The sequence below is a fragment of the Limimaricola soesokkakensis genome (genome assembly GCF_900172345.1).
Classification (GTDB): Bacteria; Pseudomonadota; Alphaproteobacteria; order Rhodobacterales; family Rhodobacteraceae; genus Limimaricola; species Limimaricola soesokkakensis.
In genome coordinates, this window is record NZ_FWFY01000004.1 from 344,660 (window position 1) to 365,744 (window position 21,085).

Annotated in this window: 22 protein-coding genes; 17 read left to right on the forward strand and 5 right to left on the reverse strand. The window is 69.5% G+C overall.

From position 1 onward, the window contains the following. Positions 1 to 8 precede the first annotated feature (8 nt). Positions 9 to 1,274: a diaminopimelate decarboxylase gene (lysA, locus tag LOS8367_RS09330; RefSeq protein WP_085896214.1), complete on the forward strand. Its 1,266-nt coding sequence runs from the start codon at positions 9 to 11 to the stop codon at positions 1,272 to 1,274. Between the two features lie 70 nt (positions 1,275 to 1,344). Continuing rightward, complete coding sequence (locus LOS8367_RS09335) at positions 1,345 to 3,888, forward strand: TIGR02302 family protein (RefSeq protein WP_085896215.1); 2,544 nt, start codon at positions 1,345 to 1,347, stop codon at positions 3,886 to 3,888. A 12-nt stretch (positions 3,889 to 3,900) separates the two neighbouring features. On the opposite strand, the gene LOS8367_RS19470 is transcribed toward LOS8367_RS09335, so the two are convergent. After that, entirely contained in the window at positions 3,901 to 5,856 is a 1,956-nt protein-coding gene (locus LOS8367_RS19470) for a zinc-ribbon domain-containing protein (protein ID WP_370737696.1), read from the reverse strand. A 166-nt stretch (positions 5,857 to 6,022) separates the two neighbouring features. Here LOS8367_RS19470 and LOS8367_RS09345 point away from each other — a divergent pair, with 166 nt between their 5' ends. Genes LOS8367_RS09345 through LOS8367_RS09360 form a run of 4 tightly spaced genes read left to right on the forward strand, consistent with a single transcriptional unit; the run spans position 6,023 to position 8,956 of the window. Next, positions 6,023 to 6,697 (forward strand): cell division ATP-binding protein FtsE, encoded by a 675-nt coding sequence (locus LOS8367_RS09345; RefSeq protein WP_085896216.1) that lies wholly within the window; start codon positions 6,023 to 6,025, stop codon positions 6,695 to 6,697. Next, a complete protein-coding gene (locus tag LOS8367_RS09350; RefSeq protein WP_085896217.1) occupies positions 6,694 to 7,602 on the forward strand; it encodes a cell division protein FtsX in 909 nt (302 codons plus the stop codon). Before LOS8367_RS09345 ends, LOS8367_RS09350 begins: the two co-directional genes overlap by 4 nt. Then, on the forward strand, positions 7,599 to 8,351 hold the full coding sequence (locus LOS8367_RS09355) for a lysophospholipid acyltransferase family protein (RefSeq protein WP_085896218.1): 753 nt from the start codon (positions 7,599 to 7,601) through the stop codon (positions 8,349 to 8,351). The genes LOS8367_RS09350 and LOS8367_RS09355 overlap by 4 nt, the downstream gene beginning before the upstream one ends. Next, positions 8,351 to 8,956 (forward strand): pyridoxamine 5'-phosphate oxidase family protein, encoded by a 606-nt coding sequence (locus tag LOS8367_RS09360; RefSeq protein ID WP_085896219.1) that lies wholly within the window; start codon positions 8,351 to 8,353, stop codon positions 8,954 to 8,956. The genes LOS8367_RS09355 and LOS8367_RS09360 overlap by 1 nt, the downstream gene beginning before the upstream one ends. 61 nt (positions 8,957 to 9,017) lie before the next feature. On the opposite strand, the gene LOS8367_RS09365 is transcribed toward LOS8367_RS09360, so the two are convergent. Then, on the reverse strand, positions 9,018 to 9,980 hold the full coding sequence (locus LOS8367_RS09365; RefSeq protein ID WP_085896220.1) for an acetyl-CoA carboxylase carboxyltransferase subunit alpha: 963 nt from the start codon (positions 9,978 to 9,980) through the stop codon (positions 9,018 to 9,020). A gap of 127 nt (positions 9,981 to 10,107) precedes the next feature. Here LOS8367_RS09365 and LOS8367_RS09370 point away from each other — a divergent pair, with 127 nt between their 5' ends. The 5 genes from LOS8367_RS09370 (at position 10,108) to LOS8367_RS09390 (ending at position 12,717) form a co-directional block, all read left to right on the forward strand. After that, the gene (locus LOS8367_RS09370) at positions 10,108 to 10,620 is read left to right on the forward strand and encodes a hypothetical protein (RefSeq protein WP_085896221.1); all 513 of its coding nucleotides are present in this window, start codon (positions 10,108 to 10,110) and stop codon (positions 10,618 to 10,620) included. Positions 10,621 to 10,678: 58 nt separating this feature from the next. Beyond that, complete coding sequence (locus LOS8367_RS09375; RefSeq protein WP_085896222.1) at positions 10,679 to 10,828, forward strand: aa3-type cytochrome c oxidase subunit IV; 150 nt, start codon at positions 10,679 to 10,681, stop codon at positions 10,826 to 10,828. Between the two features lie 3 nt (positions 10,829 to 10,831). Next, positions 10,832 to 11,443: a hypothetical protein gene (locus LOS8367_RS09380; protein ID WP_085896223.1), complete on the forward strand. Its 612-nt coding sequence runs from the start codon at positions 10,832 to 10,834 to the stop codon at positions 11,441 to 11,443. Positions 11,444 to 11,524: 81 nt separating this feature from the next. Continuing rightward, positions 11,525 to 12,139, forward strand: a complete 615-nt coding sequence (gene mobA, locus LOS8367_RS09385; protein WP_085896224.1) for a molybdenum cofactor guanylyltransferase MobA — start codon at positions 11,525 to 11,527, stop codon at positions 12,137 to 12,139. Beyond that, positions 12,136 to 12,717: a GNAT family N-acetyltransferase gene (locus LOS8367_RS09390; protein ID WP_085896225.1), complete on the forward strand. Its 582-nt coding sequence runs from the start codon at positions 12,136 to 12,138 to the stop codon at positions 12,715 to 12,717. The genes mobA and LOS8367_RS09390 overlap by 4 nt, the downstream gene beginning before the upstream one ends. Before the next feature lie 3 nt (positions 12,718 to 12,720). On the opposite strand, the gene LOS8367_RS09395 is transcribed toward LOS8367_RS09390, so the two are convergent. Then, positions 12,721 to 13,683 (reverse strand): hypothetical protein, encoded by a 963-nt coding sequence (locus tag LOS8367_RS09395; protein ID WP_085896226.1) that lies wholly within the window; start codon positions 13,681 to 13,683, stop codon positions 12,721 to 12,723. Positions 13,684 to 13,711: 28 nt separating this feature from the next. Further along, on the reverse strand, positions 13,712 to 14,182 hold the full coding sequence (gene greA / locus LOS8367_RS09400) for a transcription elongation factor GreA (protein WP_085896227.1): 471 nt from the start codon (positions 14,180 to 14,182) through the stop codon (positions 13,712 to 13,714). 223 nt (positions 14,183 to 14,405) lie between these two features. Between greA and LOS8367_RS09405 the strand changes: the two genes are divergently transcribed. The 3 genes from LOS8367_RS09405 to LOS8367_RS09415 all read left to right on the forward strand — a co-directional run bounded on the left by LOS8367_RS09405 (position 14,406) and on the right by LOS8367_RS09415 (position 18,733). Next, complete coding sequence (locus LOS8367_RS09405; RefSeq protein WP_085896228.1) at positions 14,406 to 16,076, forward strand: electron transfer flavoprotein-ubiquinone oxidoreductase; 1,671 nt, start codon at positions 14,406 to 14,408, stop codon at positions 16,074 to 16,076. 102 nt (positions 16,077 to 16,178) lie between these two features. Then, positions 16,179 to 17,873 carry a tetratricopeptide repeat protein gene (locus LOS8367_RS09410; RefSeq protein ID WP_085896229.1) on the forward strand — a complete coding sequence of 565 codons (1,695 nt, stop codon included), beginning with the start codon at positions 16,179 to 16,181 and terminating at the stop codon, positions 17,871 to 17,873. Continuing rightward, a complete protein-coding gene (locus LOS8367_RS09415) occupies positions 17,873 to 18,733 on the forward strand; it encodes a 4-(cytidine 5'-diphospho)-2-C-methyl-D-erythritol kinase (RefSeq protein WP_085896230.1) in 861 nt (286 codons plus the stop codon). The genes LOS8367_RS09410 and LOS8367_RS09415 overlap by 1 nt, the downstream gene beginning before the upstream one ends. Here LOS8367_RS09415 and LOS8367_RS09420 read toward each other — a convergent pair. Next, positions 18,726 to 19,724, reverse strand: a complete 999-nt coding sequence (locus LOS8367_RS09420) for a polyprenyl synthetase family protein (RefSeq protein ID WP_085896231.1) — start codon at positions 19,722 to 19,724, stop codon at positions 18,726 to 18,728. The two genes, LOS8367_RS09415 and LOS8367_RS09420, sit on opposite strands and share 8 nt — an antisense overlap. A gap of 50 nt (positions 19,725 to 19,774) precedes the next feature. Between LOS8367_RS09420 and LOS8367_RS09425 the strand changes: the two genes are divergently transcribed. The 3 genes from LOS8367_RS09425 to LOS8367_RS09435 all read left to right on the forward strand — a co-directional run bounded on the left by LOS8367_RS09425 (position 19,775) and on the right by LOS8367_RS09435 (position 21,027). Further along, a complete protein-coding gene (locus LOS8367_RS09425) occupies positions 19,775 to 19,987 on the forward strand; it encodes a putative signal transducing protein (protein WP_085896232.1) in 213 nt (70 codons plus the stop codon). Continuing rightward, positions 19,968 to 20,732, forward strand: coding sequence for a tRNA1(Val) (adenine(37)-N6)-methyltransferase (locus tag LOS8367_RS09430; protein ID WP_085896233.1), 765 nt, complete (start codon positions 19,968 to 19,970; stop codon positions 20,730 to 20,732). The genes LOS8367_RS09425 and LOS8367_RS09430 overlap by 20 nt, the downstream gene beginning before the upstream one ends. A 127-nt stretch (positions 20,733 to 20,859) precedes the next feature. Next, positions 20,860 to 21,027 (forward strand): YdcH family protein, encoded by a 168-nt coding sequence (locus LOS8367_RS09435; RefSeq protein WP_085896234.1) that lies wholly within the window; start codon positions 20,860 to 20,862, stop codon positions 21,025 to 21,027. Positions 21,028 to 21,085 lie beyond the last annotated feature (58 nt).

Below are 21,085 nucleotides of genomic sequence, written 5' to 3' on the forward strand. Positions count from 1 at the left end.
GCGAGACCTTGGACCATTTCCTCTATCGTGACGGCCGGCTGATGGCCGAGGACGTCGCCGTCTCGGAGATCGTGGCCGAGATCGGAACCCCGGTCTACGTCTACTCCTCCGCCACGCTGCTGCGGCATCTGAAGCTGTTCGAGGAGGCGCTGGACGGGCTGCCGCATCTGGTCTGCTTCGCGGTCAAGTCGCTGGGCAACGTCGCGGTGCTCAAACTTCTGGGCGAGGCCGGGGCCGGCATGGATATTGTCTCCGGCGGCGAATACGCCCGTGCCCGCGCTGCCGGCGTGCCGGGCGAGCGCATCGTCTTCTCCGGTGTCGGCAAGACCCGTGACGAGATGCGCATGGCGCTCGAGGGCGGCATCCGCCAATTCAACGTCGAGAGCGAGCCCGAGCTTCAGGCGCTCTCCGAGGTGGTGTCGTCGCTGGGCAAGACCGCGCCCATCACTATCCGCGTCAATCCCGACGTCGACGCCAAGACCCACGCCAAGATCGCCACCGGCAAGTCCGAGAACAAGTTCGGCATCCCGATCGCCCGTGCCCGCGAGGTCTATGCCATGGCCGCCCGGCTGCCGGGCATCGAAGTGATCGGCATCGACGTGCATATCGGCTCCCAGCTCACCGAACTGGCCCCCTTCGAGGCGGCCTTCACCAAGGTGGCCGAGCTGACCGAGACGCTGCGCGCCGACGGGCACGACATCCGCCGCCTCGATCTCGGCGGCGGCTTGGGCATTCCCTATGAGCGGATCAACGAGGCGCCGCCCCTGCCCTTCGACTACGGCGCGCTGATCCGGCGCACGGTCGGCCATCTGGGCTGCGAGATCGAGATCGAGCCGGGGCGGCTGGTCGCCGGCAATGCCGGGTTGCTGATCAGCCGGGTGATCTACGCCAAGTCCGGGGAGGGCCGCGATTTCCTGATCCTCGACGCGGCGATGAACGATCTGGTTCGCCCCTCGATGTATGACGCGCATCACGACATCGTCCCGGTGATCGAGCCCGAGGCCGGGGCCGAGACCAGGCCGTGGGACGTGGTCGGCCCCGTCTGCGAGACCGGCGACACCTTCGCGCGGGGCCGCGAACTGCCCCCCGTAGGCGAGGGCGACCTCGTCGCGTTCCGTTCCGCCGGGGCTTACGGCGCGGCGATGGCGAGCGAGTACAACGCCCGGCCGCTGGTGCCGGAGGTGTTGGTCAGGGGCGATCAATTCGCGGTTATCCGCCGTCGGCCTAGCTATGAGGAAATGATCGCGCGCGATAGCATCCCCGAATGGCTATGATGGAGACGACCCGACCGCGCCACAGACCGCTGCACGGAGCACCGGCACCCTGACCGAGACACGCGATCCCCTGTCGCATCTGAAACGCCCCGTCGCGCTGACCCGCGCCGGGATGGTCGCCGAACGCCTGTTACGCGCCTTCTGGCCGCTCTGGACGGTGCTGGCGCTGGCGCTGGCGCCGCTGATCGCCGGCTGGCAGGATCGGCTGCCGGTCGAGGCATTCTGGGGCTGGGGCGTACTGGCGATCCTCGGCGCGATCGCCGGGCTGGGTTGGGGGCTGTGGCGGTTTCGCTGGCCCTCCCGCGAGGCGGCGCTCGACCGGCTCGACCGCAGCCTGCCGGGCCGCCCGGTTTCGGCGCTCAGGGACGCGCAGGCGACCGGGCGCGGCGATGCGGGCTCCGAGGCGCTCTGGACCGCGCATCTGGCGCGGATGCGGGCGCGCAGCGAAAACGCGCCCCCTGCCCGGCCGAACCTCAATCTCGCGGCGCGCGATCCCTTCGGCCTGCGCTACATCGCGCTGCTGTTCCTGCTGACGGCGCTGATGTTCGGCTCAGTCTGGCGGCTTGGCAGCGTTGCCGGCCTGACCCCGGGCGGTGGCGAGGCGCTGGCGCAGGGCCCGGTCTGGGAAGGCTGGGTCGAACCGCCGGCCCATACCGGCCAGCCGGTACTCTATCTGCCCGACCAGCCGCCCGGGCCGCTGACCGTCCCGACCGGCAGCACCGTCACCTTGCGGCTATACGGCAAGATCGGCGCGCTGACTCTCTCCGAGACCGTATCCGGCCGCACCGGCGAGCTGCCCGCCGCCTCCGAGCCGAGCCAGTCCTTCGAAGTCACCCGCGACGGGACGATCGAGATCGACGGGCCGGGCGGCGCGGCCTGGCAGGTCGAGGCGATCCCCGACGCGCGGCCGCAGGTCTCGGTCGCAGGACCGGTCGAGACCGCTGGGCTGGGGCAGATGACCCTGCCCTTCCGGGCCAGCGACGACCACGGCGTGGTCTCGGGAAGCGCCACCATCGCGCTTGATGCCGAGGCGGTCGAGCGGCGCCACGGTCTGGATATCGAACCCGATCCGCGACCGGCGCTGACCGTCGATCTGCCAATGCCCTTCACCGGTGACCGGGCCGAGATCGAGGAGATCCTCGCGGGTGACTTCTCCGAGCATCCCTTCGCCAACATGCCAGTGCGGATCACGCTGCAGGTGACCGACGCCGCCGGGCAGACCGGCGCCTCCGAACCCTACCCCACCACCCTGCCGGGCCGCCGCTTCTTCCAGCCGGTGGCGCGCGCCGTGGCCGAGCAGCGGCGCGACCTGCTGTGGTCGCGCGACAATGCCGGCCGCGTGGTCGATCTGCTGCGCGCCGTGTCGCACCGCCCCGGCGAGGTGTTTCCGAACCAAACCACATATCTGCGGCTGCGCGTGGCGCTGCGTCGGCTCGACACGCTGCGCCGCGCGCCGGACGGGCTGTCCGAGGACGCGCAGGCCGAGATCGCGCAGGCGCTCTGGGAGCTCGCCGTGCAGCTCGAGGACGGCACTCTGGCCGATGCCCGCGAACGGTTGCGCCGGGCGCAGGAGCGGCTGGCACAGGCGATGCGCGACGGCGCCAGCCCCGACGAGATCGCCGAGCTGATGGACGAGCTGCGGGCCGCCACCGACGAGTATCTGCGCATGCTCGCCGAGAACGCCCAGCCGGCCGAGGACGGCATCGACGAGCCGCAGACCGGACAGGGCGAGAGCATGCAGGTCACCCAGGACGAGCTGCAGGCGCTGATGGACCGGATTCAGGAGTTGATGGAAGAGGGCCGGATGGCCGAGGCCGCCGAGCTGATGGAGCAGCTCAACCGGATGATGGAAAACCTGCAGGTGGCGCAGGGCGAAGGTGGCAACGGCCCGCGCACCCCGGGTCAGCAATCGATGCAGGATCTGCAGGAGTCTCTGCGCGACCAGCAGGATCTGTCGGACGAGGCGTTCCGCGACCTGCAGGACCGCTTCAACGGTCGCGAGCCGGGACAGGGTCAGCCCGGTCAGGGCCAACCGGGTCAACCGGGCCAGGGCCAGCCGGGTCAGCCGGGCCAACCCGGCGACGGCCAGCAGCCGGGAGCCGGACAGCAGCCGGGCGAAGGCAGCCTTGCTGATCGGCAGCGCGCCCTGCGCGACGAGCTGGCGAGGCAGCGCGGCGCCCTGCCGCGGCTGGAAGGCGAGGCGGCCCGGCGAGCAGGCGAGGCGCTTGACCGCGCCGGTCGCGCCATGGACGAGGCCGAGGATGCGCTACGCCGCGACGATCTGGCGGGTGCCATCGACAGGCAGGCCGAAGCGACCGAGGCGCTGCGCGGCGCCGCGCGCGATCTCGGCGAGGCGCTCGCGCGTGGCGAGGAAGGCGAGCCCGGCACGCCCGGCGCCGGCGAAACCCGCGGCGCCGGGGCTGGCCAGCGCGATCCGCTGGGCCGCGACACCGCCGAGCGGGGTGGTGCGGGCAGCGACGATTCGATGCTCGACGGCACCGATCCGGCGCGCCGGGCCGAGGAGCTCCTTGGCGAGATCCGCCGCCGCGCCGCCGAACGCGAACGCCCGCAGGCCGAGCGCGACTATCTCGAGCGGCTGCTCGACCTGTTCTGATCCTGGTGGGCCTCAGCCCAGCGCGTCGATCAGCCCGCGCAGCCAGTTGTCGAGCCCGACCCGCATCGCGTCGACCGCCCCGGCATAGGCGTCGAGCGCCGGCGCCAGCGGCGGCAGCGCCATGCCGATACGTTCGGCATGGGAGTAGACCAGCGCCAGCGCCGCTGCGAGGAGCAGCGCCACCCCGAAGCCCAACCTGAAGCCTCGGCCGCGCTGCACGTCCTCGGCCTCGACCGGCCGAGCCGGGCCGCCGCGCATGGAGGTGCTGCGCAGGCTGGAATTGATCTCCTCGATATCCGGCAGCAGGTCGCGACGCGTCACCGCCCCGGTCGAGGCCGCCGCCAGTGCCGCCCGTTGCCGGGCCGCCGCATGCGGATCCTCCCATTCGTCCTGAGTATCCGACTCCTCCGGTCGATGCCGGGCATCGTCGGGATCATCGCCGGTCAACGCCTCGGTTTCCGTCTCGAACGGGTCGCTCCGCGATGCCTCGGGCGACTCGGCGAAGGGATCGCCCTCCGACATCTCGTCCCGCGCATCGAGCGGCCTGTCGGAGTCGTTCTCCGTGACCTCCGCCAGAACCCGCGCGAAGGGGTCGTCCTCCTCCGCCGCGTCGAAAGCCTCGCGCTCGGTCACAGCCGGCCTCAGGGCGTCGTGCCCTTCGGACCGCGTGTCCTCGACCGCGTCGTCGTCATATGGAGCGCTCTCGAAAGGATCATCCTCCGGCTCCTCGTCTCGCGACGCGACGGCCCGCCCGTTACCGCTTCTTGCGGCCTCCGCCATGGCTCGGCCGAAAGGGTCGTCCTCTTCGGTCTCGTCCAAAGCGTCGGTCTCGGTCACGGTCGATCTCGGCGGGGCCTGCCAGTCCGGCTGCATGTCCTCGACCGGTTCCTCGTCGACATGGGCACTGTCGACGCGGTCGTCGTCCAGCGGCTCATTTGCCGCGAGATCGGCGAGCCGCTGCGTGCCCCGGTCCTCGGCCGGATGGTCGAAGGGGGGGTCGTCGGCATCCAGATCGTCCCCCTCCTCCTCCGGAAGGCCGGACTCGGTGAGATCCTCCGCCTCCGGCTCGTTATGGAGGAACGGATCCTGTTCGATCTCGGTGTCGTCGTCGTCCGGATCGTCCACAGCGGCGAAAGGCGTCACCTCATGCTCCGGATCGTGATCGGTCGAGGTGGGATCGTCCTCCAAACTGCCCTCGTCGAAGGCCGTATCGGACCCGTCATCCTCTAGGTCCTCGTCTTCGGAACTAGGCTCCTGGGACGCAGCGTCGCCCATCTCCATGTCCGGCCCGCCGAAGACGTCGTCATCCTCATCGAGCCGAGCGTCTTCCGGCACATCGGTCGTGTCGGGTTGGGCCGCCTCCACCGGCGGTCCATCCGGCGCCGAGACCTCAACGGGCTCTTCAAGTGCCGCATCATCGCCGGCGCCTACCCCTTGCGCTTCCGCCTCGCCGGACGGCCCGGCCGGTTCGGCGGCTTCGGCTTCAGGGGCGGGTGCGTTCGGCGTGGCCGACTGGGCCGCGGCAAAGCCCGCCCAGTCGAAATCGCCGTCATCTTCCTCCTCGTCCCAGATCTCGCGGCTGTCGAGGCGGTGGCCGGCCCCCGCGCCCCTGTTCAGCCCGCCATCATCCGGGGTGAAGTCGATCTCGGTGTCGTCGTCGTCCTCTTCGAAGGGGCTGGCGCTGGGTTGCGACGGCTGCGCGGTCGCGGGTTGCGCTCCTGCCGTGCCGTCGCGCCGGCGCGCTGCGGCCTCGCGCTCGGCCTCGGCCCGCAGGATCTCGGCGATCTCCGGCGTGATCGTGCTGCGCGGCGCGGACGGCGACACCGTCCCCTGCGGCTCGGTCGCGGGTTCCGGCATGGCAAGCCAGGTCACGCCGCAGTTCGAGCACTGCACGTCGCGCCCCTCGGGCGGGACCGCATCGCGGGCCACCTCGTATTGCGCCCCGCAATTCGGGCAGGTCAGTCGCATCCGTCTCATCCCCTCGCGCCCGGGCAGGGCCACTGCCGGTTCAACCTAGCGGCCAAGCGCCGCGCCGCCAAGAACACGCGATCCGGCCGCCGCCGCATGATGCAGCGCTGCAATTGCAACCCCGGCCCCGGTCGGGCAGAAGGGGGACGCAAACGGGGGACGGCAGGTGATCGAGCTTCGGGACGTGGCCTATAGTTACGGCGGCGGAGAGCTGTTCTCCGGCCTGTCGCTGGCGCTCGCGCCGGGGTCTTTCCACTTTCTCACCGGCCCCTCCGGCGCCGGCAAGACGACGCTTCTGAAGCTATGCTACGGCGATCTCGTGCCCACATCGGGCGAGGTTGCGCTCTGGGGCGAGCCCACGACCGGCATGGCCCGCGACGGGCTCGCGCTCAACCGCCGCCGCATCGGCGTGGTGCATCAGGACTGCCAGTTCCTCGACCATCTGCCGCTTGGCGACAACGTGGCGCTGCCGCTGACCGTCGCCGGACGCCACCACGAGGCTGCGGCCTACCTGCCCGACCTGCTGGCCTGGGTCGGGCTGACGCGCCACGTGGACCGCCGCCCGCCCGAGCTGTCTGGCGGCGAGCGGCAGCGCGCGGCACTGGCCCGTGCCGTCATCATGTCGCCCGAGGTGATCATCGCCGACGAACCCACCGGCAACATCGACTGGGAGATGTCGCAGCGGCTGCTGGCGCTGCTGGTGGAGTTGAACCGCATGGGCAAGGCGGTGCTGATCGCCACCCACGACCTGAACCTGATCCGCAGCGCCAAGGCGCAGGTCGCGGTGCGCACGCTTAGGCTCAAGGACAGGCAACTCCTCGCGGCGGGGGCCGATCTGTGAAGCGCGCGATCTGGACCGCGCTGTCGCTGCTCGCCGGAGACGCCCAGGCCGATCGCAGCGTGCCGCCCACCGGCTTCACCGCGCGGCTGACGCTGTTCACCGCCGCCGCGATGGCGCTGCTCGCCGTCTTCGCTCTGTCGCTGTCGCTTGCGGCGGGGCGGCTCGCGGTGCGTTGGTCGGACGAGCTGGCGCAGACCTCGACGCTGCGCATCTCGGCCCCGGCCGAGCAGATGGCGGCGCAGACCGCCGCCGCATTGGAGGTGCTTCGCACCACGCCGGGCATCGCTTCGGCCCGCGCCCTGACCGAGGAAGAGGAACAGGCCTTGCTGACCCCGTGGTTCGGACCCGACCTGCCGCTCGATGCCCTGCCGATCCCCCGGCTGATCGAAATCGAGGCCGAGGGGCGCGGCTACGACGCTACCGGCCTGCGGGCGCGGCTGCAGGCCGAGGTGCCCGGCGCGGTGCTCGACGATCATACCCGCTGGCGCGAGCCGCTGGTCGCCGCCGCCGGCAAGCTGCGGGGCCTGGGCGCGCTGGCAATCGTGCTGATCGGCGCCTCGACCGCCGCGATGATCACGCTCGCAGCGCAATCGGCGCTCTCGGCCAACGCGCAGGTGATCCGGGTGCTGCGGCTGGTCGGCGCGCGCGATGCCTATATCGCCCGCGCCTTCGTGCGCCGCTTCACGCTGCGGGCGCTGTCGGGCGCGGCGGCGGGCACCTTCATCGGCGCGATCCTGGTGGCGCTGCTGCCCGGCGGGGTCCAGGACGGGGGCAGCGTGCTCACCGGCATCGGCTTTTCCGGAGCCGAATGGCTCTGGCTGCCGCTGATCCCGCCACTGGCCGCCGCCGTGGCCTTTGCCGCGACGCGCGGCGCGGCGCGGCGCATGCTGGAGCGGCAGTCATGAACGGCCTGGCCTATGCGTGGCGCTGGCTCAGGAGCCTGCTGTTCAGCGTGCTGATCTATGCCGCGATGCTGCCGATCGGGCTGGCCTACCTGCCATGGGCCATCGCCAGCCGCGACGGCGCGGTCGCCGCCGCCCATCGCTGGTGCCGCTTCGTGACCTGGCTGGCGCGGGTGCTCCTGGGGCTGCGCACGCAAGTACGCGGCACGCCCCCCACCGGCGAGGTGATGATCGCGGCCAAGCACCAGAGCTTCCTCGACATCATCCTGATCTACGGCGCGGTGCCACGCGGCCGCTTCATCATGAAGAAGGAACTGGTCTACGCGCCGATCCTCGGCCAGATCGCACTGCGCATGGGCTGCGTACCGGTCGACAGGGGCCGCCGTGGCGCCGCGATCAAGAAGATGATGGAAGAGGTCCGCGCCGGACGGGACGACCCGGGCCAGCTGATCATATACCCGCAGGGCACCCGCGTCGCACCGGGCGTCGCCGCCCCCTACAAGATGGGCACCGCCGCTCTCTACCGCGAGCTGGACCAGCCCTGCGTGCCGGTGGCCTGCAATGTCGGCGTGTTCTGGCCCAAGCGCGGCGTGATGCGCCGCCCCGGCACCGCCATCGTCGAGTTCCTGCCCGAGATCCCGGCGGGCCTGCCCTCGGCCGAGTTCATGTCTCGGATCGAAGCCGAGATCGAAACCCGGTCCGATGCGTTGATGGCCGAGGCCGGGTTTCCCATCGCGGTGAAGGAGCGCTGATGCGCATCGTCGGATCCATCGAGGCGCTCGAAGCCCTGTATGAACGCCGGCCGTCGGGCGCGGCGCTCGACAAGGTGACCGACCGGCTGATGCCTGCGCAGGCACGCTGGATCGCCGCGTCGCGGTTCTGCGTGCTGAGCACCGTCGGCCCCGAGGGCACCGATGCCAGCCCGCGCGGCGATGATGGCCCGGTGGTGCGGATCGCCGATGAGCGGACGCTGCTGCTGCCCGACTGGCGCGGCAACAACCGCATGGATTCGTTGCGCAACATCGTCCGCGACGGGCGGGTGAGCCTGATGTTCCTCGTCCCCGGTGCCGCCAGCGTCATACGCGTCAACGGCCGCGCCGTGGTTAGCGACGACCCTGAGCTGACCGCGCGCTTCGACCATGAAGGCAAGCATCCGCGCTCGGTGATCGTGGTGACGGTCGCCGAGGTCTATCCGCAATGCGCCCGCGCGGTGATGCGATCGGAGCTGTGGAGCCGCGGCAATGAGAGCGCAGACCTGCCCAGCATCGGCGAGATGGTGGCCGAGGCAAAGGCGGGCTTCGACGGCGACGCCTATGACGCCGAATGGCCGGAGCGGGCGAAGACCAGCATGTGGTGACGCCCGGCTATCTCGCCGGGCCTCCCCTAAATTCAGGCAAGTTTGGTCAGGGGCGGCGCGCTCAGGCGGCCAGCCCCTTTGAGCCGAGGTCGAGATATTTCTTGCGCCGGTCGGCGCGGATCGCCTTGCCGTCCATGCCCTTCAGCTCGTCGAGCATCTTGCCGATCTCACGGCCCACAGCATCGATCGCCGCGCTCGCGTCGCGATGCGCGCCGCCCAGCGGCTCGGCGACGATGCGGTCGCAGACGCCCAGCTCCTTAAGCTCCTGCGCCGTCAGGCGCAGCGCCTCGGCGGCCTCGCGCATTTTCTCGGCATCCTTCCACAGGATAGAGGCGCAGCCTTCTGGCGAGATCACCGAGTAGATCGAATGCTCCAGCATCGCCACGCGGTTCGCCGTGGCGAAGGCCACCGCGCCGCCCGAGCCACCCTCGCCGATGATCACGGAGACCAGCGGTACCTCGATCTGCAGGCATTTCTCGGTCGAGCGCGCGATCGCCTCGGACTGGCCGCGCTCCTCCGCGCCCTTGCCGGGATAGGCGCCGGGCGTGTCGACCAGCGTCACCACCGGCAGGTTGAAGCGATGCGCGAGATCCATCAGCCGGATCGCCTTGCGATAGCCCTCGGGCCGGGCCATGCCGAAATTTCGCTCGATGCGGGACTTGGTGTCGTTGCCCTTCTCGTGGCCGATCACCACCACGGCACGGCCGTTGAGCCGCGCCAGCCCGCCCATCACCGAGTGGTCGTCGGCGAAGTTGCGGTCACCGGCGAGCGGCGTGTACTCGGTAAAGAGCCGATCGATGTAATCCTTGCAATGCGGCCGCTCGGGATGGCGCGCCACCTGGCATTTGCGCCAGGGCGTCAGGTTGCCATAAAGCTGGGCCAACATGTCGTGGCTCTTGCGGTCGAGCGCCGCGGCCTCCTTCTCGACATCCATCTCGGGGCTGCGCCGGGCCAGCGCGCGCAGCTCCTCGGCCTGGCCCTCGATCTCGGCGAGCGGCTTCTCGAATTCGAGGTAGATGGTCATGCAAAGGCCCCTGCGGTTGCTCGTGAGGCCGTATATGACGCGTCGGGCGAGGCCATGCAACTCGCCGCCGCTTGACGCCGCGCCCGGCCGTGCCACCCTTCGGGTGCCGCAGGAGGAAACGACCGTCATGAGCGACGACATCATCGCCACCGCAGCCGAGGCGCTCGAGGCCGAGGCGCTGCCCCGGCTGCGCGAGGTCCATACGGACGCGACCGAGGATTGCGGCGCCGCCACCGTGTTGCCGCCGGCGCTACGCAAACCGGCGGAGAGCAAGAGCCCGGCGCGCTGGGCCTATGAGCGGCTGATCCACTACATCAAGCGTTTCGAGGACGGGCTGGAGCCCGGCGAAGAGGTCGCCATGGCGATGACCGGCGGGCATTCGGGGGTGCTTCGGATCGGTGGGTTGGGCTATTTCGATCCCGACATCGTGACCTTCTACGGCACCGATCCCTCGGGTGCCAAGACGCAGCTGATCCAGCATGTCACCCAATTGTCGGTGATCCTGCGCGCTCTGCCCCGGCCCCGCCCCGAGACGCCGCCCGAACGGATCGGGTTCCGGCTCGCGCGCGAGCTCGAGGAGGACGAGGCCGACGAGGAGGGCGCGCCACAGGGACCCGATGCCGCGGCCGAGACATCGTGACAACCGACGGGATTCGGGCTAACCCCCGCCCGGATACGCCAGATGCGAGGAGCCCGAGATGGCCGATGACCAGCAGCACCACCACGTCCAGGGCACCATGGACATCACCGATCAGGAACGCACCTTCGCGGGGTTCATGACGCTGGTGACCCGTGGCACCATCGCCATCATCGTCGCCCTGATCCTGCTCGCCCTGGTCAACGCCTGATCCATGCAGCGGCGCGTCTTTCTGATGGCCGCGCCGCTGGCGCTGGCCGGTTGCGGCAATGGTGAAGCGGTCTGGGCCCCCGACGCGGCGGTCGAGCGGGCGCGCTACCGCCATGCCGGGCCGCCTGCCCTGACGCTCTACACCGTCAACAATCTCGGCACCGGAAACGGCGCGCATTCGTCGCTGCTGATCAATGCGTCCGAGCGGGTGCTGTTCGACCCGGCCGGAAGCTTCGGCCATGCATCGATCCCCGAGCGCAACGACGTGCTGTTCGGGATGACACCCTCGGTCGTGACCAGCTACGTCTCCTACCACTCGCGCGAATCCTACGTGACGGTGGAGCAGTATATCGAGGTGCCGCCCGAAACCGCCGAACGCGCCTATCGGCTCGCCCTCGTCGCGGGTCCGGTGCCGCAGGCCTACTGCACCCGCGCCATTTCGAAGATTCTGGGCGAGTTGCCCGGTTTCGAGGGTCTCGGCACCACCTGGTTTCCCGACAAGCTTTCGGCGCGTTTCGACGCCCTGCCCGGCGTGGTCACCACCGAACACAACGAGAATGACAGCGACAGCCTGCGCGACGCACGGCGCGCCATCGCCAGGCAATTGGAAAGCTGAACGCCCCCACGCGGCGCTGGCTCGAAGGCGCGGCGCCCGTTATCTATCGAGATCACGACGATACAGCGCGGGAGCGGGGCGATGCAGCAGCCGATCGAGGCGCCGCCGGGGGTGATCCTCGCCGGTGGGTTGTCGCGGCGAATGGGCGGCGGCGACAAGGGACTGGTGCCGCTCGCCGGTCGGCCGCTGCTCGGGCATGTCATCGACCGTCTGGCGCCGCAGGTCCCTGCCCTCGCGCTCAACGCCAATGGCGATCCCGCGCGCTTCGCGAGGTTCGGCCTTGACGTGATCCCCGACACCCTGCCCGACCATCCCGGGCCACTGGCCGGCATTCTGGCGGCGATCGGCTGGGCCAAGACGCGCGGCGCGCCTTGGGTGCTGACCGTGCCGGGCGATACGCCATGGCTGCCCGGCGATCTCGTGCCCCGTCTGATCATGGCCGCCGAGGACGCGGATGGCTTGGCGCTGGCCGAATCCGGCGGGCGGCTGCACCCGGTCTGCGGCCTCTGGCCGGTGGCGCTGGCGGACCGGCTCGCCGCCGACATCGCGGCGGGGGCGCGGCGCGTCGGCGACTGGGCGCTGTCGCAGGGCGCGGCGCGCGCGCCGTTCCCCAGCGGCGAACCGGATCCCTTTGCCAACCTCAACACGCCGGAGGATTTCGCGCGGGCGGAAACCCTTTCAGGGGGGGCTGCGTGAAGATCGCCCCGGGCTTCGACCAAGCCGAGCGCAAGCGCATTGCGGAGCTTTACTGGGACGCCTTCGGCGCCAAGCTCGGCCGGGTGCTGGGCCCGCGGCGGCTGGCACTGCGCTTCGTCGAGCGCGCGCTCGATCCCGATCACGCGCTCTGCGCCCGCGACGGCGACGGCACGCTTCTGGGGGTGGCCGGCTTCAAGACCGCGCAGGGGGCGCTGGTTTCGGGCGGCCTGCGCGGCATGCGCAGCGCCTATGGCGAGGCCGGCGCGCTCTGGCGGGCCGGGCTGCTGACGCTGCTCGAGACCGACACCGACAATCGCAGGTTCCTGATCGACGGCATCTTCGTCGCCCCCGAGGCGCGCGGTCGCGGAGTCGGCTCGCGCCTGATCGAGGCGCTGGCGCAGGAGGCGCGACAGCGCGGCTATGTCGAGATCCGCCTCGAAGTGATCGACGAGAACCCTCGTGCGCGTGCGCTCTACGAGCGGCGCGGCTTCACCGCCGCCGGGCGGCGCCCGCTGGGACCGCTGCGGCTTCTGTTCGGGTTCCGCGCCGCCACAACGATGATTCGCAGGCTCGGCTGAGTTTCAGGAGAAGTTGCCGGCGGCCGCCCCGAGCAGGCGGAAGGCGCGACCGGTACGGGTTTCCGCCAGAAGCGCGATCTCGTCGTCGTCGGCGCCGTCGCAATACTCGTCGAGCATCCGGTCGAACAGCCGCAGGAAATGCTGCACCGTGTCGCGGAAGATCGTGTCCGACGAGAGCCGCGACGCGGCGATCCCGGCGAAACCATCCTCGTCGAGTCCGTAGGCCAACCGCTCTAGCGGCGTGCCGCGCTCCCCGCGGGCTAAGGCGCGCCAGGCTTCGGCCGGCGCCTGTGGCGGCGCGAGATCGTCCATGTAGATGCCGTCCTGGCTGAGCAGGGTCAGCACGTCCTGGCTCGCCTGGATCAGCTGGCGGGCACGGGTGTCGCGCAGCGCCGCGCGCAGCGCCGCGAAGCCCTCGAGATCCTGGTCGTTGTCGGGAAAGTTCAGCGCCCGCGCCATCTCGATACGGCTCAGCGCCGGGGCGCTGGGCGCGGCGGGTGCCTCCTCGGCCGGTTCCGGCTCGGGCTCGGGCTCGGTCGGGCGGCTCACGCCGAACCCCGCCAGGGCGGTCTCGGTCTGCCGCGCCGCGCGCTCGATCGCCGCGAGCCTGCGATCCATCTCGGGCGGCAGCCCGCCGCGCGACTGGGTGCGCAGGCTGCGCTGCAATGTCTGGATCTCGGCCCGCAGCCGATGTGCCTCCTCGCGGGCGCTGCGCGAGGCGTGGCTGGCGAACAACCCCATCCAGAGCAACGCCACTGGCACCACGATGACCAGCACCGGCCCGACCAAGGGCTGGCCGCCGATCGCCATGGCGGTGCCGGCGATCACGACCCAGCCCAGGCTGACACCGGCGGCGATGCGCTCGGCGCGGCCCATCAACTCCCACGGTGCGGAAGCGTCGGCCTCCGACCCGGTCGCGGGCTCGGCTGCGGGCCGGATCTCCGGGCTGTCGGGATCGTCGCTCATACCGCCCCCTGGGGCCGCGTCCGCGGCCTCACGAATAGCTGACGCTCAGGATCTCGTAGGATTTCTCGCCGCCCGGGGTCCGGACCTCGACGCTGTCGCCCTCGTCCTTGCCGATCAGCGCCCGCGCCAGCGGCGATTTGATGTTGAGACGGCCCGCCTCGATGTCGGCCTCGTATTCGCCGACGATCTGGTAGGTCTTTTCCTCGTCGGTGTCCTCGTCGACCAGCTTCACGGTGGCGCCAAACTTGATCGAGCCCGACATCTTCGACGGGTCGATCACGTCGGCAAGACCGATCACGCCTTCGAGCTCCTTGATCCGGCCTTCGATGAAGCTCTGCTTTTCCTTAGCCGAATGGTACTCGGCGTTCTCGGAGAGGTCGCCATGCGCGCGTGCCTCCGAGATCGCCGCGATGATCGCCGGGCGCTCGACCGTCTTCAGGTGCTTCAGCTCCGCGTCGATCTTGGCGAAACCGGCGCGCGTCAGCGGGATCTTTTCCATTTTCTACAGCCTTTCCCCCGGTCTCGGGGCCCGTGCAACACCGGACGTTCTAACCCCGCCCGGCGGGCCGAAGTCAAGCCCGCCCCCCGGCCTTCCCGCTCCCGTACAAAGAGCCCACCGGTCACGTCGGCGCCTGACGCCGTGTCACCCGGCCGCGATTGTGCCGCCGCAGCGCATGCGCTAGCCATTGGCCCGCAGCAGGAGAGCCAGCAGGGACCATAACATGAGCGATACCGCCAGCCAGACCGAGAACCGCCCCGAGCGCGAGGCGATGGAATACGACGTGGTGATCGTCGGCGCGGGCCCCGCAGGGCTGTCGGCGGCGATCCGCCTGAAGCAGCTCGACCCCGAGATCTCGGTGGTGGTGCTGGAGAAGGGCTCCGAGGTCGGCGCGCATATCCTGTCAGGCGCCGTGCTCGATCCCTGCGGCCTCGACCGGCTGCTGCCCGACTGGCGCGAAATGGGCGCGCCGATCACGGTACCGGTGCGCGACGACCGCTTCTACATGCTGGGCGAGAGCGGCTCGATGCGCCTGCCCAACGCGATCATGCCGCCGCTGATGAACAACCACGGCAACTACATCGTCTCGATGGGCAATGTTTGCCGCTGGATGGCCGAAAAGGCAGAGGAGCTGGGCGTCGAAGTGTTCCCCGGCATGTCCTGCTCGGAGATCGTCTGGGGCGAGGATGGCCGCGTCGCCGGCGTGGTTGCGGGCGAGTTTGGCAAAAACCCCGACGGCACCCCAGGGCCGGGCTACGAGCCGGGCATGGAGCTCTTGGGCAAATACGTCTTCCTCGGTGAGGGCGTGCGCGGATCGCTGTCGAAGCAGGTGATCGAGCGCTTCGCGCTGGGCGAGGGCCGCGAGCCGCAGAAATACGGCCTCGGCATGAAGGAGATCTGGGAGATCGACCCGGCCAAGCACAGCGAGGGCCGCGTCGTCCATACCATGGGATGGCCGCTCGAGAAGAACGCCGGCGGCGGCTCGTTTATCTACCACCTCGACAACAACCAGGTCTATGTCGGCTTCGTCGTGCATCTGGGCTACAAGAACCCCTATCTGCGCCCCTATCAGGAGTTTCAGCGCTTCAAGCACCACCCGATGGTAGCCGAGCTGTTGAAGGGCGGCAAGCGCGTGGCCTATGGCGCGCGCGCAATCACCGAGGGCGGCTGGCAGTCGCTGCCGAAAACCGCCTTCCCGGGCGGCGCGCTGCTGGGCTGTTCGGCTGGCATGGTCAACGTGCCGCGCATCAAGGGCAATCACAACGCTATGCTCTCGGGCATCCACGCCGCCGAAGCCGCCTTCGAGGCGATCGGGGCGGGCCGTGCCGGCGACGTGCTGGAAAGCTACGACACGGCGGTGCGCGAGGGTGCGATCGGCAAGGACCTCAAGAAGGTGCGTAACGTGAAGCCGATCTGGTCGCGCTGGGGCCTCACCGCCTCCATGGCGCTGGGCGGCTTCGACATGTGGACCAACACGCTGGGCTTCTCGCTTCTGGGCACCCTCGGCCATGGCAAATCCGATGCCGAGGCGACCGAGCCCGCGAAGGATCACGTGGAGATTGTTTACCCGAAGCCCGACGGCGTGCTGAGCTTCGACCGACTCACCAACGTGAGTTTTTCGGGCACAAATCACGAAGAAAGTCAGCCTTGTCACCTAAAATTGAAGGATCCAAACGTCCCCATCGCTCACAACCTGCCGGTCTATGCCGAACCGGCGCAGCGCTACTGCCCCGCAGGTGTGTACGAAGTGGTTGAAAAAGAAGGTGGACCCGAGTTCGTGATCAACTTCCAGAACTGCGTTCACTGCAAGACCTGCGACATCAAAGACCCCACTCAGAACATCGTCTGGACGGTTCCGCAGGGTGGCGACGGGCCCAATTACCCGAATATGTGATCGCGGATATCCGCCGGTCATCCGGAACTCACATTGCGCGATCACGTTACGATCACTAGCGTGCCCGCCAATGTGAGCACCGGAAACGGCAGGAGCAAATCTATGGTGATCCAAAGACTGCGAGCCTTGGCCATTGTGACCGGGCTCGTCGCAGCCACGCCCGTGGCCGCGCAAACGAGCCACACCGAGGCGGGTCCCTATCTCGCCGCCCGCGCCGCCGCAGCCGCACAGGATTACTCCGCAGCCGCAGATTGGTTCCAGACCGCGCTAGGCGCGGATCCCAGAAATCCCATCCTCCTCGAAGGTACCATCGCCGGGCTGCTCGCCGCGGGCGACGTGTCCGAAGCGCTGCCCTTGGCGCAGCGCATGCGCGAGACCGGGGCCGCGAGCCAGGTCGCCAACATGGTGCTCCAGCTTGACGCCGCCGAACGCGGCGCCTGGGGCGAGATCTTCGAACTGCTCGAAGCCGATCGGGGCGTCGGCCCCCTCGTGGACGGGCTGACCCGGGTCTGGGCCCGGATCGGCCAGGGCCGCATGGATCAGGCGCTCTCGGCGCTCGACGAAGTGATCGAGACCCCGGGCCTGCGCGGCTTCGGCCTCTATCACAAGGCGCTGGCGCTGGCCTCGGCCGGTGATTTCGAGGGCGCCGACACCGTGCTCGCCGCCGCTCCTGAAAACGGCCTGCCGGTGAGCGAGCCGGTGCTTCTGGCGCATGCGCAGGTGCTGTCGCAACTCGACCGCCGCGACGATGCGCTGGCGCTTCTCGACGAAGCCGGTCGCGGGTCGCCGGTGCTCGATGCGATGCGCGACAAGATCGCATCCGGCGCGCCGGTCGATTGGGATTGCGTGACCGCTCCCGCCGATGGCCTGTCGGAACTCTACATCTCCGTCGCGGGCGCGCTCAGCAACGAGGTGCCCGACTCCTACGTCCTTCTCTACGCCCGTGCTGCGCTGGAACTCGACCCGGACCGGGTCGACGGGCTGCTTCTCGCGGCCGGACTGCTCGAGCGGTCGCAGCGTCACGACCTCGCGCAGTCGGTCTATGAGCGCGTGCCCGCCACGCATCCCGCCCATGTCACCGCCGAACTCGGCCGAGCCGAGGTGCTGCGCCGCGCCGGCCAGCCGGAACGCGCGCTTGCCGTGCTCGAAGAGCTGGCCCGCACCGCCCCCGGCCTCGCCGAGGTGCAGGTGGCACTGGGCGATCTGCGTCGCTCCGAGAGCGCGCCTGCAGAGGCCGAGGCCGCCTATGGCCGCGCCATCGACATCGCCGGTGCCGATGCGGCCTGGTGGCTCTACTACATGCGCGGCGTCACCCGCCATGCGCAGGATGACTGGGCCGGTGCCGAAGCCGATTTCCGCGCCGCGCTCGAAGTCGATGCCGACCGCGCCGAAGTGCTGAACTTCCTCGGCTACTCCCTGGTCGAACGCGGCGAGAAGCTGGAAGAGGCGCTCGAGATGATCGAGCGCGCCGTGCGCGCCCAGCCCGACAACGGCGCGATCGTCGACAGCCTCGGCTGGGCCCAGTTCAAGCTTGGCCACTACCGCGAGGCGGTCGACAATCTCGAACGCGCCGCCGAACTCGAACCGGTCGACCCGATCGTCAACGACCATCTCGGCGACGGCTACTGGGCCGTGGGCCGCATGACCGAGGCCCGCTTCCAATGGCAGCGCGCCCTGTCATTCGGACCGACGCCGGAAAACGCCGAGCGCTTGCGCCGCAAGCTCGCCGAAGGGCTCGACGCCGTGCTCGCCTCCGAAGGCGGCACCCCCCTCAGGCAGGTCGCGGAGCACCGTTGATGCCGCTCGACAAGGGGCTCGCGCCCGCCAAGATCAACCTCGCGCTTCACGTCACGGGGGTGCGGGCGGGCGGCTATCACCTGCTCGACAGCATCGTGGCCTTCGCCGGCGTCGGCGATCAGCTCACCGCCCTGCCTGCGGCCGAGCTGTCGCTGGAGGTGACCGGCCCGTTCTCGCGCGGTGTCCCCGCCGACGAGACCAACTCGGTCATGCGCGCGGCACGGATGCTGCAAGAGGCGCGCGGCGTGGCGCAGGGGGCAAAGCTCAAGCTGACCAAGACGCTGCCACATGCCGCCGGCATCGGCAGCGGCTCGTCTGATGCGGCGGCAACCCTGCGACTTCTGTCGCAGATCTGGGGGGTCGAGAACTTCGCGCCCAATGACCCGGAGGTGCTGGAACTCGGCGCCGACGTCCCGGTCTGCCTGCATGCCCCCGAACCGGCGCGGATGCGCGGCATCGGCGAGGTGCTCGAGCCGTTGCCCGCCCTGCCCGCCTGCGGCCTCGTGCTGGTCAATCCGGGCGTCGAGGTGCCCACCGGCCGGGTCTTCGACAAGCTGGAACGCTCGGACAATGCCGGCATGGACGAGTTGCCCGAGGCGCTCGATTACCCGGGCTTCGTCGAATGGCTGGCCTCGCAGCGCAACGATCTGCAAGCCCCCGCCGAAGCCATCGCGCCTGAGATCGCCCGCGCGCTGAAGCGGCTGCGCGCCATGCCCGGCGTCGACTTGGCGCTGATGTCGGGGTCCGGCGCGACCTGCATCGGCCTGACCCGCGACATGGGCCGCGCACGGCAGGTTGCCCGCGCGATCCAGCTGTCGGAAATGGGCTGGTGGGTCGCCCCGGCGCCGCTGCTCAGCTGATCCGCTCGACCACGTAGTCGGCGAGATCCTCGAGCATCTCGCGCAGTTCATGATCCGGCAGATCCCTCAGGCTCCGGCGCGCGCGCCCGGCCCAGTCGAGCGCCGTCTGCCGGGTGCTCTCGAGCGTACCATGCTTGGTCAGCAGCGCCTGTGCCTGCGCGAGATCGCCCTCATCGATCCGGCCCCGGCCGATGCAGCGGGTCCAGAAGGCGCGCTCCGTCTCGTCGGCTTGCGCCACGGCGCGGATCACCGGCAGCGTCAACTTGCCCTCACGGAAATCGTCACCGACTGATTTGCCTATCGCCGCCGTGCCGCCGTAATCGAGCAGGTCGTCGACGATCTGGAACGCGATGCCGAGCGCATCGCCATAGGCTCTGAGCGCCGCGACGCGCGATTCCGACGCGCCGGCGATGATGCCGCCAACCTCGGTCGCCGCCGAGAACAACGCCGCGGTCTTGCCGCGCACCACCCGCAGATAAGTATCTTCGGTGGTGTCAAGATTGCGCGAGGCGGTGAGTTGCAACACCTCGCCCTCGGCGATCGTGGCCGAGGCATTGGCTAGGATGTCGAGCACCCGCAGCGAGCCGGTTTCGACCATCAACTGAAACGAGCGCGCGAAGAGGTAGTCTCCGACCAGCACCGAGGAGGTGTTGTCCCACAACAGGTTCGCCGTGGGGCGGCCGCGCCGCTGCTTGCTGTCGTCGACCACGTCGTCATGCAGCAGCGTGGCGGTATGGATGAACTCCACCGTCGCGGCGAGATGCACGTGATGGGGCCCGTCATAGCCACACAGCCGCGCGGCGGCGAGCGTCAGCATCGGCCTGAGCCGCTTGCCCCCCGCCTCTACCAGATGCGCCGTGACCTCGGGAATGCGTGGCGCATGCTCGGAGGCCATGCGCTCGCGGATCATCGCGTTCACCGCCCTCATGTCATCCGAGAGAGCCTCGGACAGGCGGTCATGCGGCTTGGCGGTATCGGTGGCGAGATCCATGGGCGGCGGTCTTCTCGACAAGGACGCCGGAACGTCCTAGCTGGTTGCGGATGAAAGAGCTTCTGCGCAGCAACGACCCGACGGTCATCGCCTTTGCCACCGCCCTTCTGAACGGCGAGGGTATAGACTGCTTCGAGTTGGACGTAAACACGAGCATCCTCGAAGGCTCGATCGGAATCCTGCCCCGCCGCCTGATGGTGCGCGAGGCCGATCTGACCGCGGCGCAGCGGGCGATGCGCGACAATGACATCGACCTGGGCTGAGGAGGCGCTGACCCGAGACGCCTTTCTTGGCGGGCGGGTGGTGCTGCTGCAACCGCGGCGCGGCTACCGTGCCGGAACCGATCCGGTGCTCCTTGCCGCTGCCGTACCGGCCGAGCCGGGTCAAAGCGTGCTCGAACTCGGTTGCGGCGCGGGTGCGGCGCTGATGTGCCTCGCGGCGCGGGTGCCGGGTCTCGATCTCACCGGCGTCGAGATCCAGCCCCCCTATGCGGATCTGGCACGGCGCAACGCGGCGCTGAACGGTTCGGCGGCGGCGATTCACACCGCCGATCTGCGCGGGTTGCCGCCCGAGATCCGTGCCAGGCGATACGACCATGTCATCGCCAACCCGCCCTATTTCGACCGCGCCCATTCCCGCCCCGCCCCCGATGCGACGAAGGAGACCGCCTTCGGAGCGCCGCTGCCGCTCGCGGACTGGATCGACGCCATGGCGCGCCGGGTGGCGCCCTTGGGGCGCCTGACGCTGATCCAGCGCGCGGAGCGATTGCCCGAGATCGTGGCGGCGCTGCATGGCCGCATGGGCGGGCTCGCGGTGCGACCGCTGGTGTCGCGGGCGGGGCGCGATTCTGAACGGGTGCTTGTCACGGCGCGCCAGAGCGGCCGCGCGGCGTTCCGGCTGGCAGCGCCGCTGGTGCTCCATGCTGGATCGCGGCACCTGTCCGACTCGGCCGATTTCACCCCCGAGGCCGAAGCAATTCTTCGGCATGGGAAAAAATTGCGCCTTTGACCGCTGGAGATACGCAAAATTTCGCCAGTCACCTGAACATTGGTTCAATCCGTCGCATCTCGCAGGTGACAGAAATGTAAAACCATGCTCGACTGAGAGGGTCGAAACCAGACACGGGAGTACGTCCATGAGCCTGACATCGCATCTGGAAGAACTTCGCCGGAAACATCAAACCCTGTCACAGGAAGTGGAGATGGCGCAGAGGTCGCCCGCAACCAGCGACTTCGAGATCGCTCAGATGAAGAAGCGCAAGCTCATGCTTAAGGAAGAAATCACGCGGCTTAGCCCGCACTAGCGCTACCGCGCGGCGGCGACGCCCCGCCGCGCATCCTCCCCACGATCGGATGGCCTGT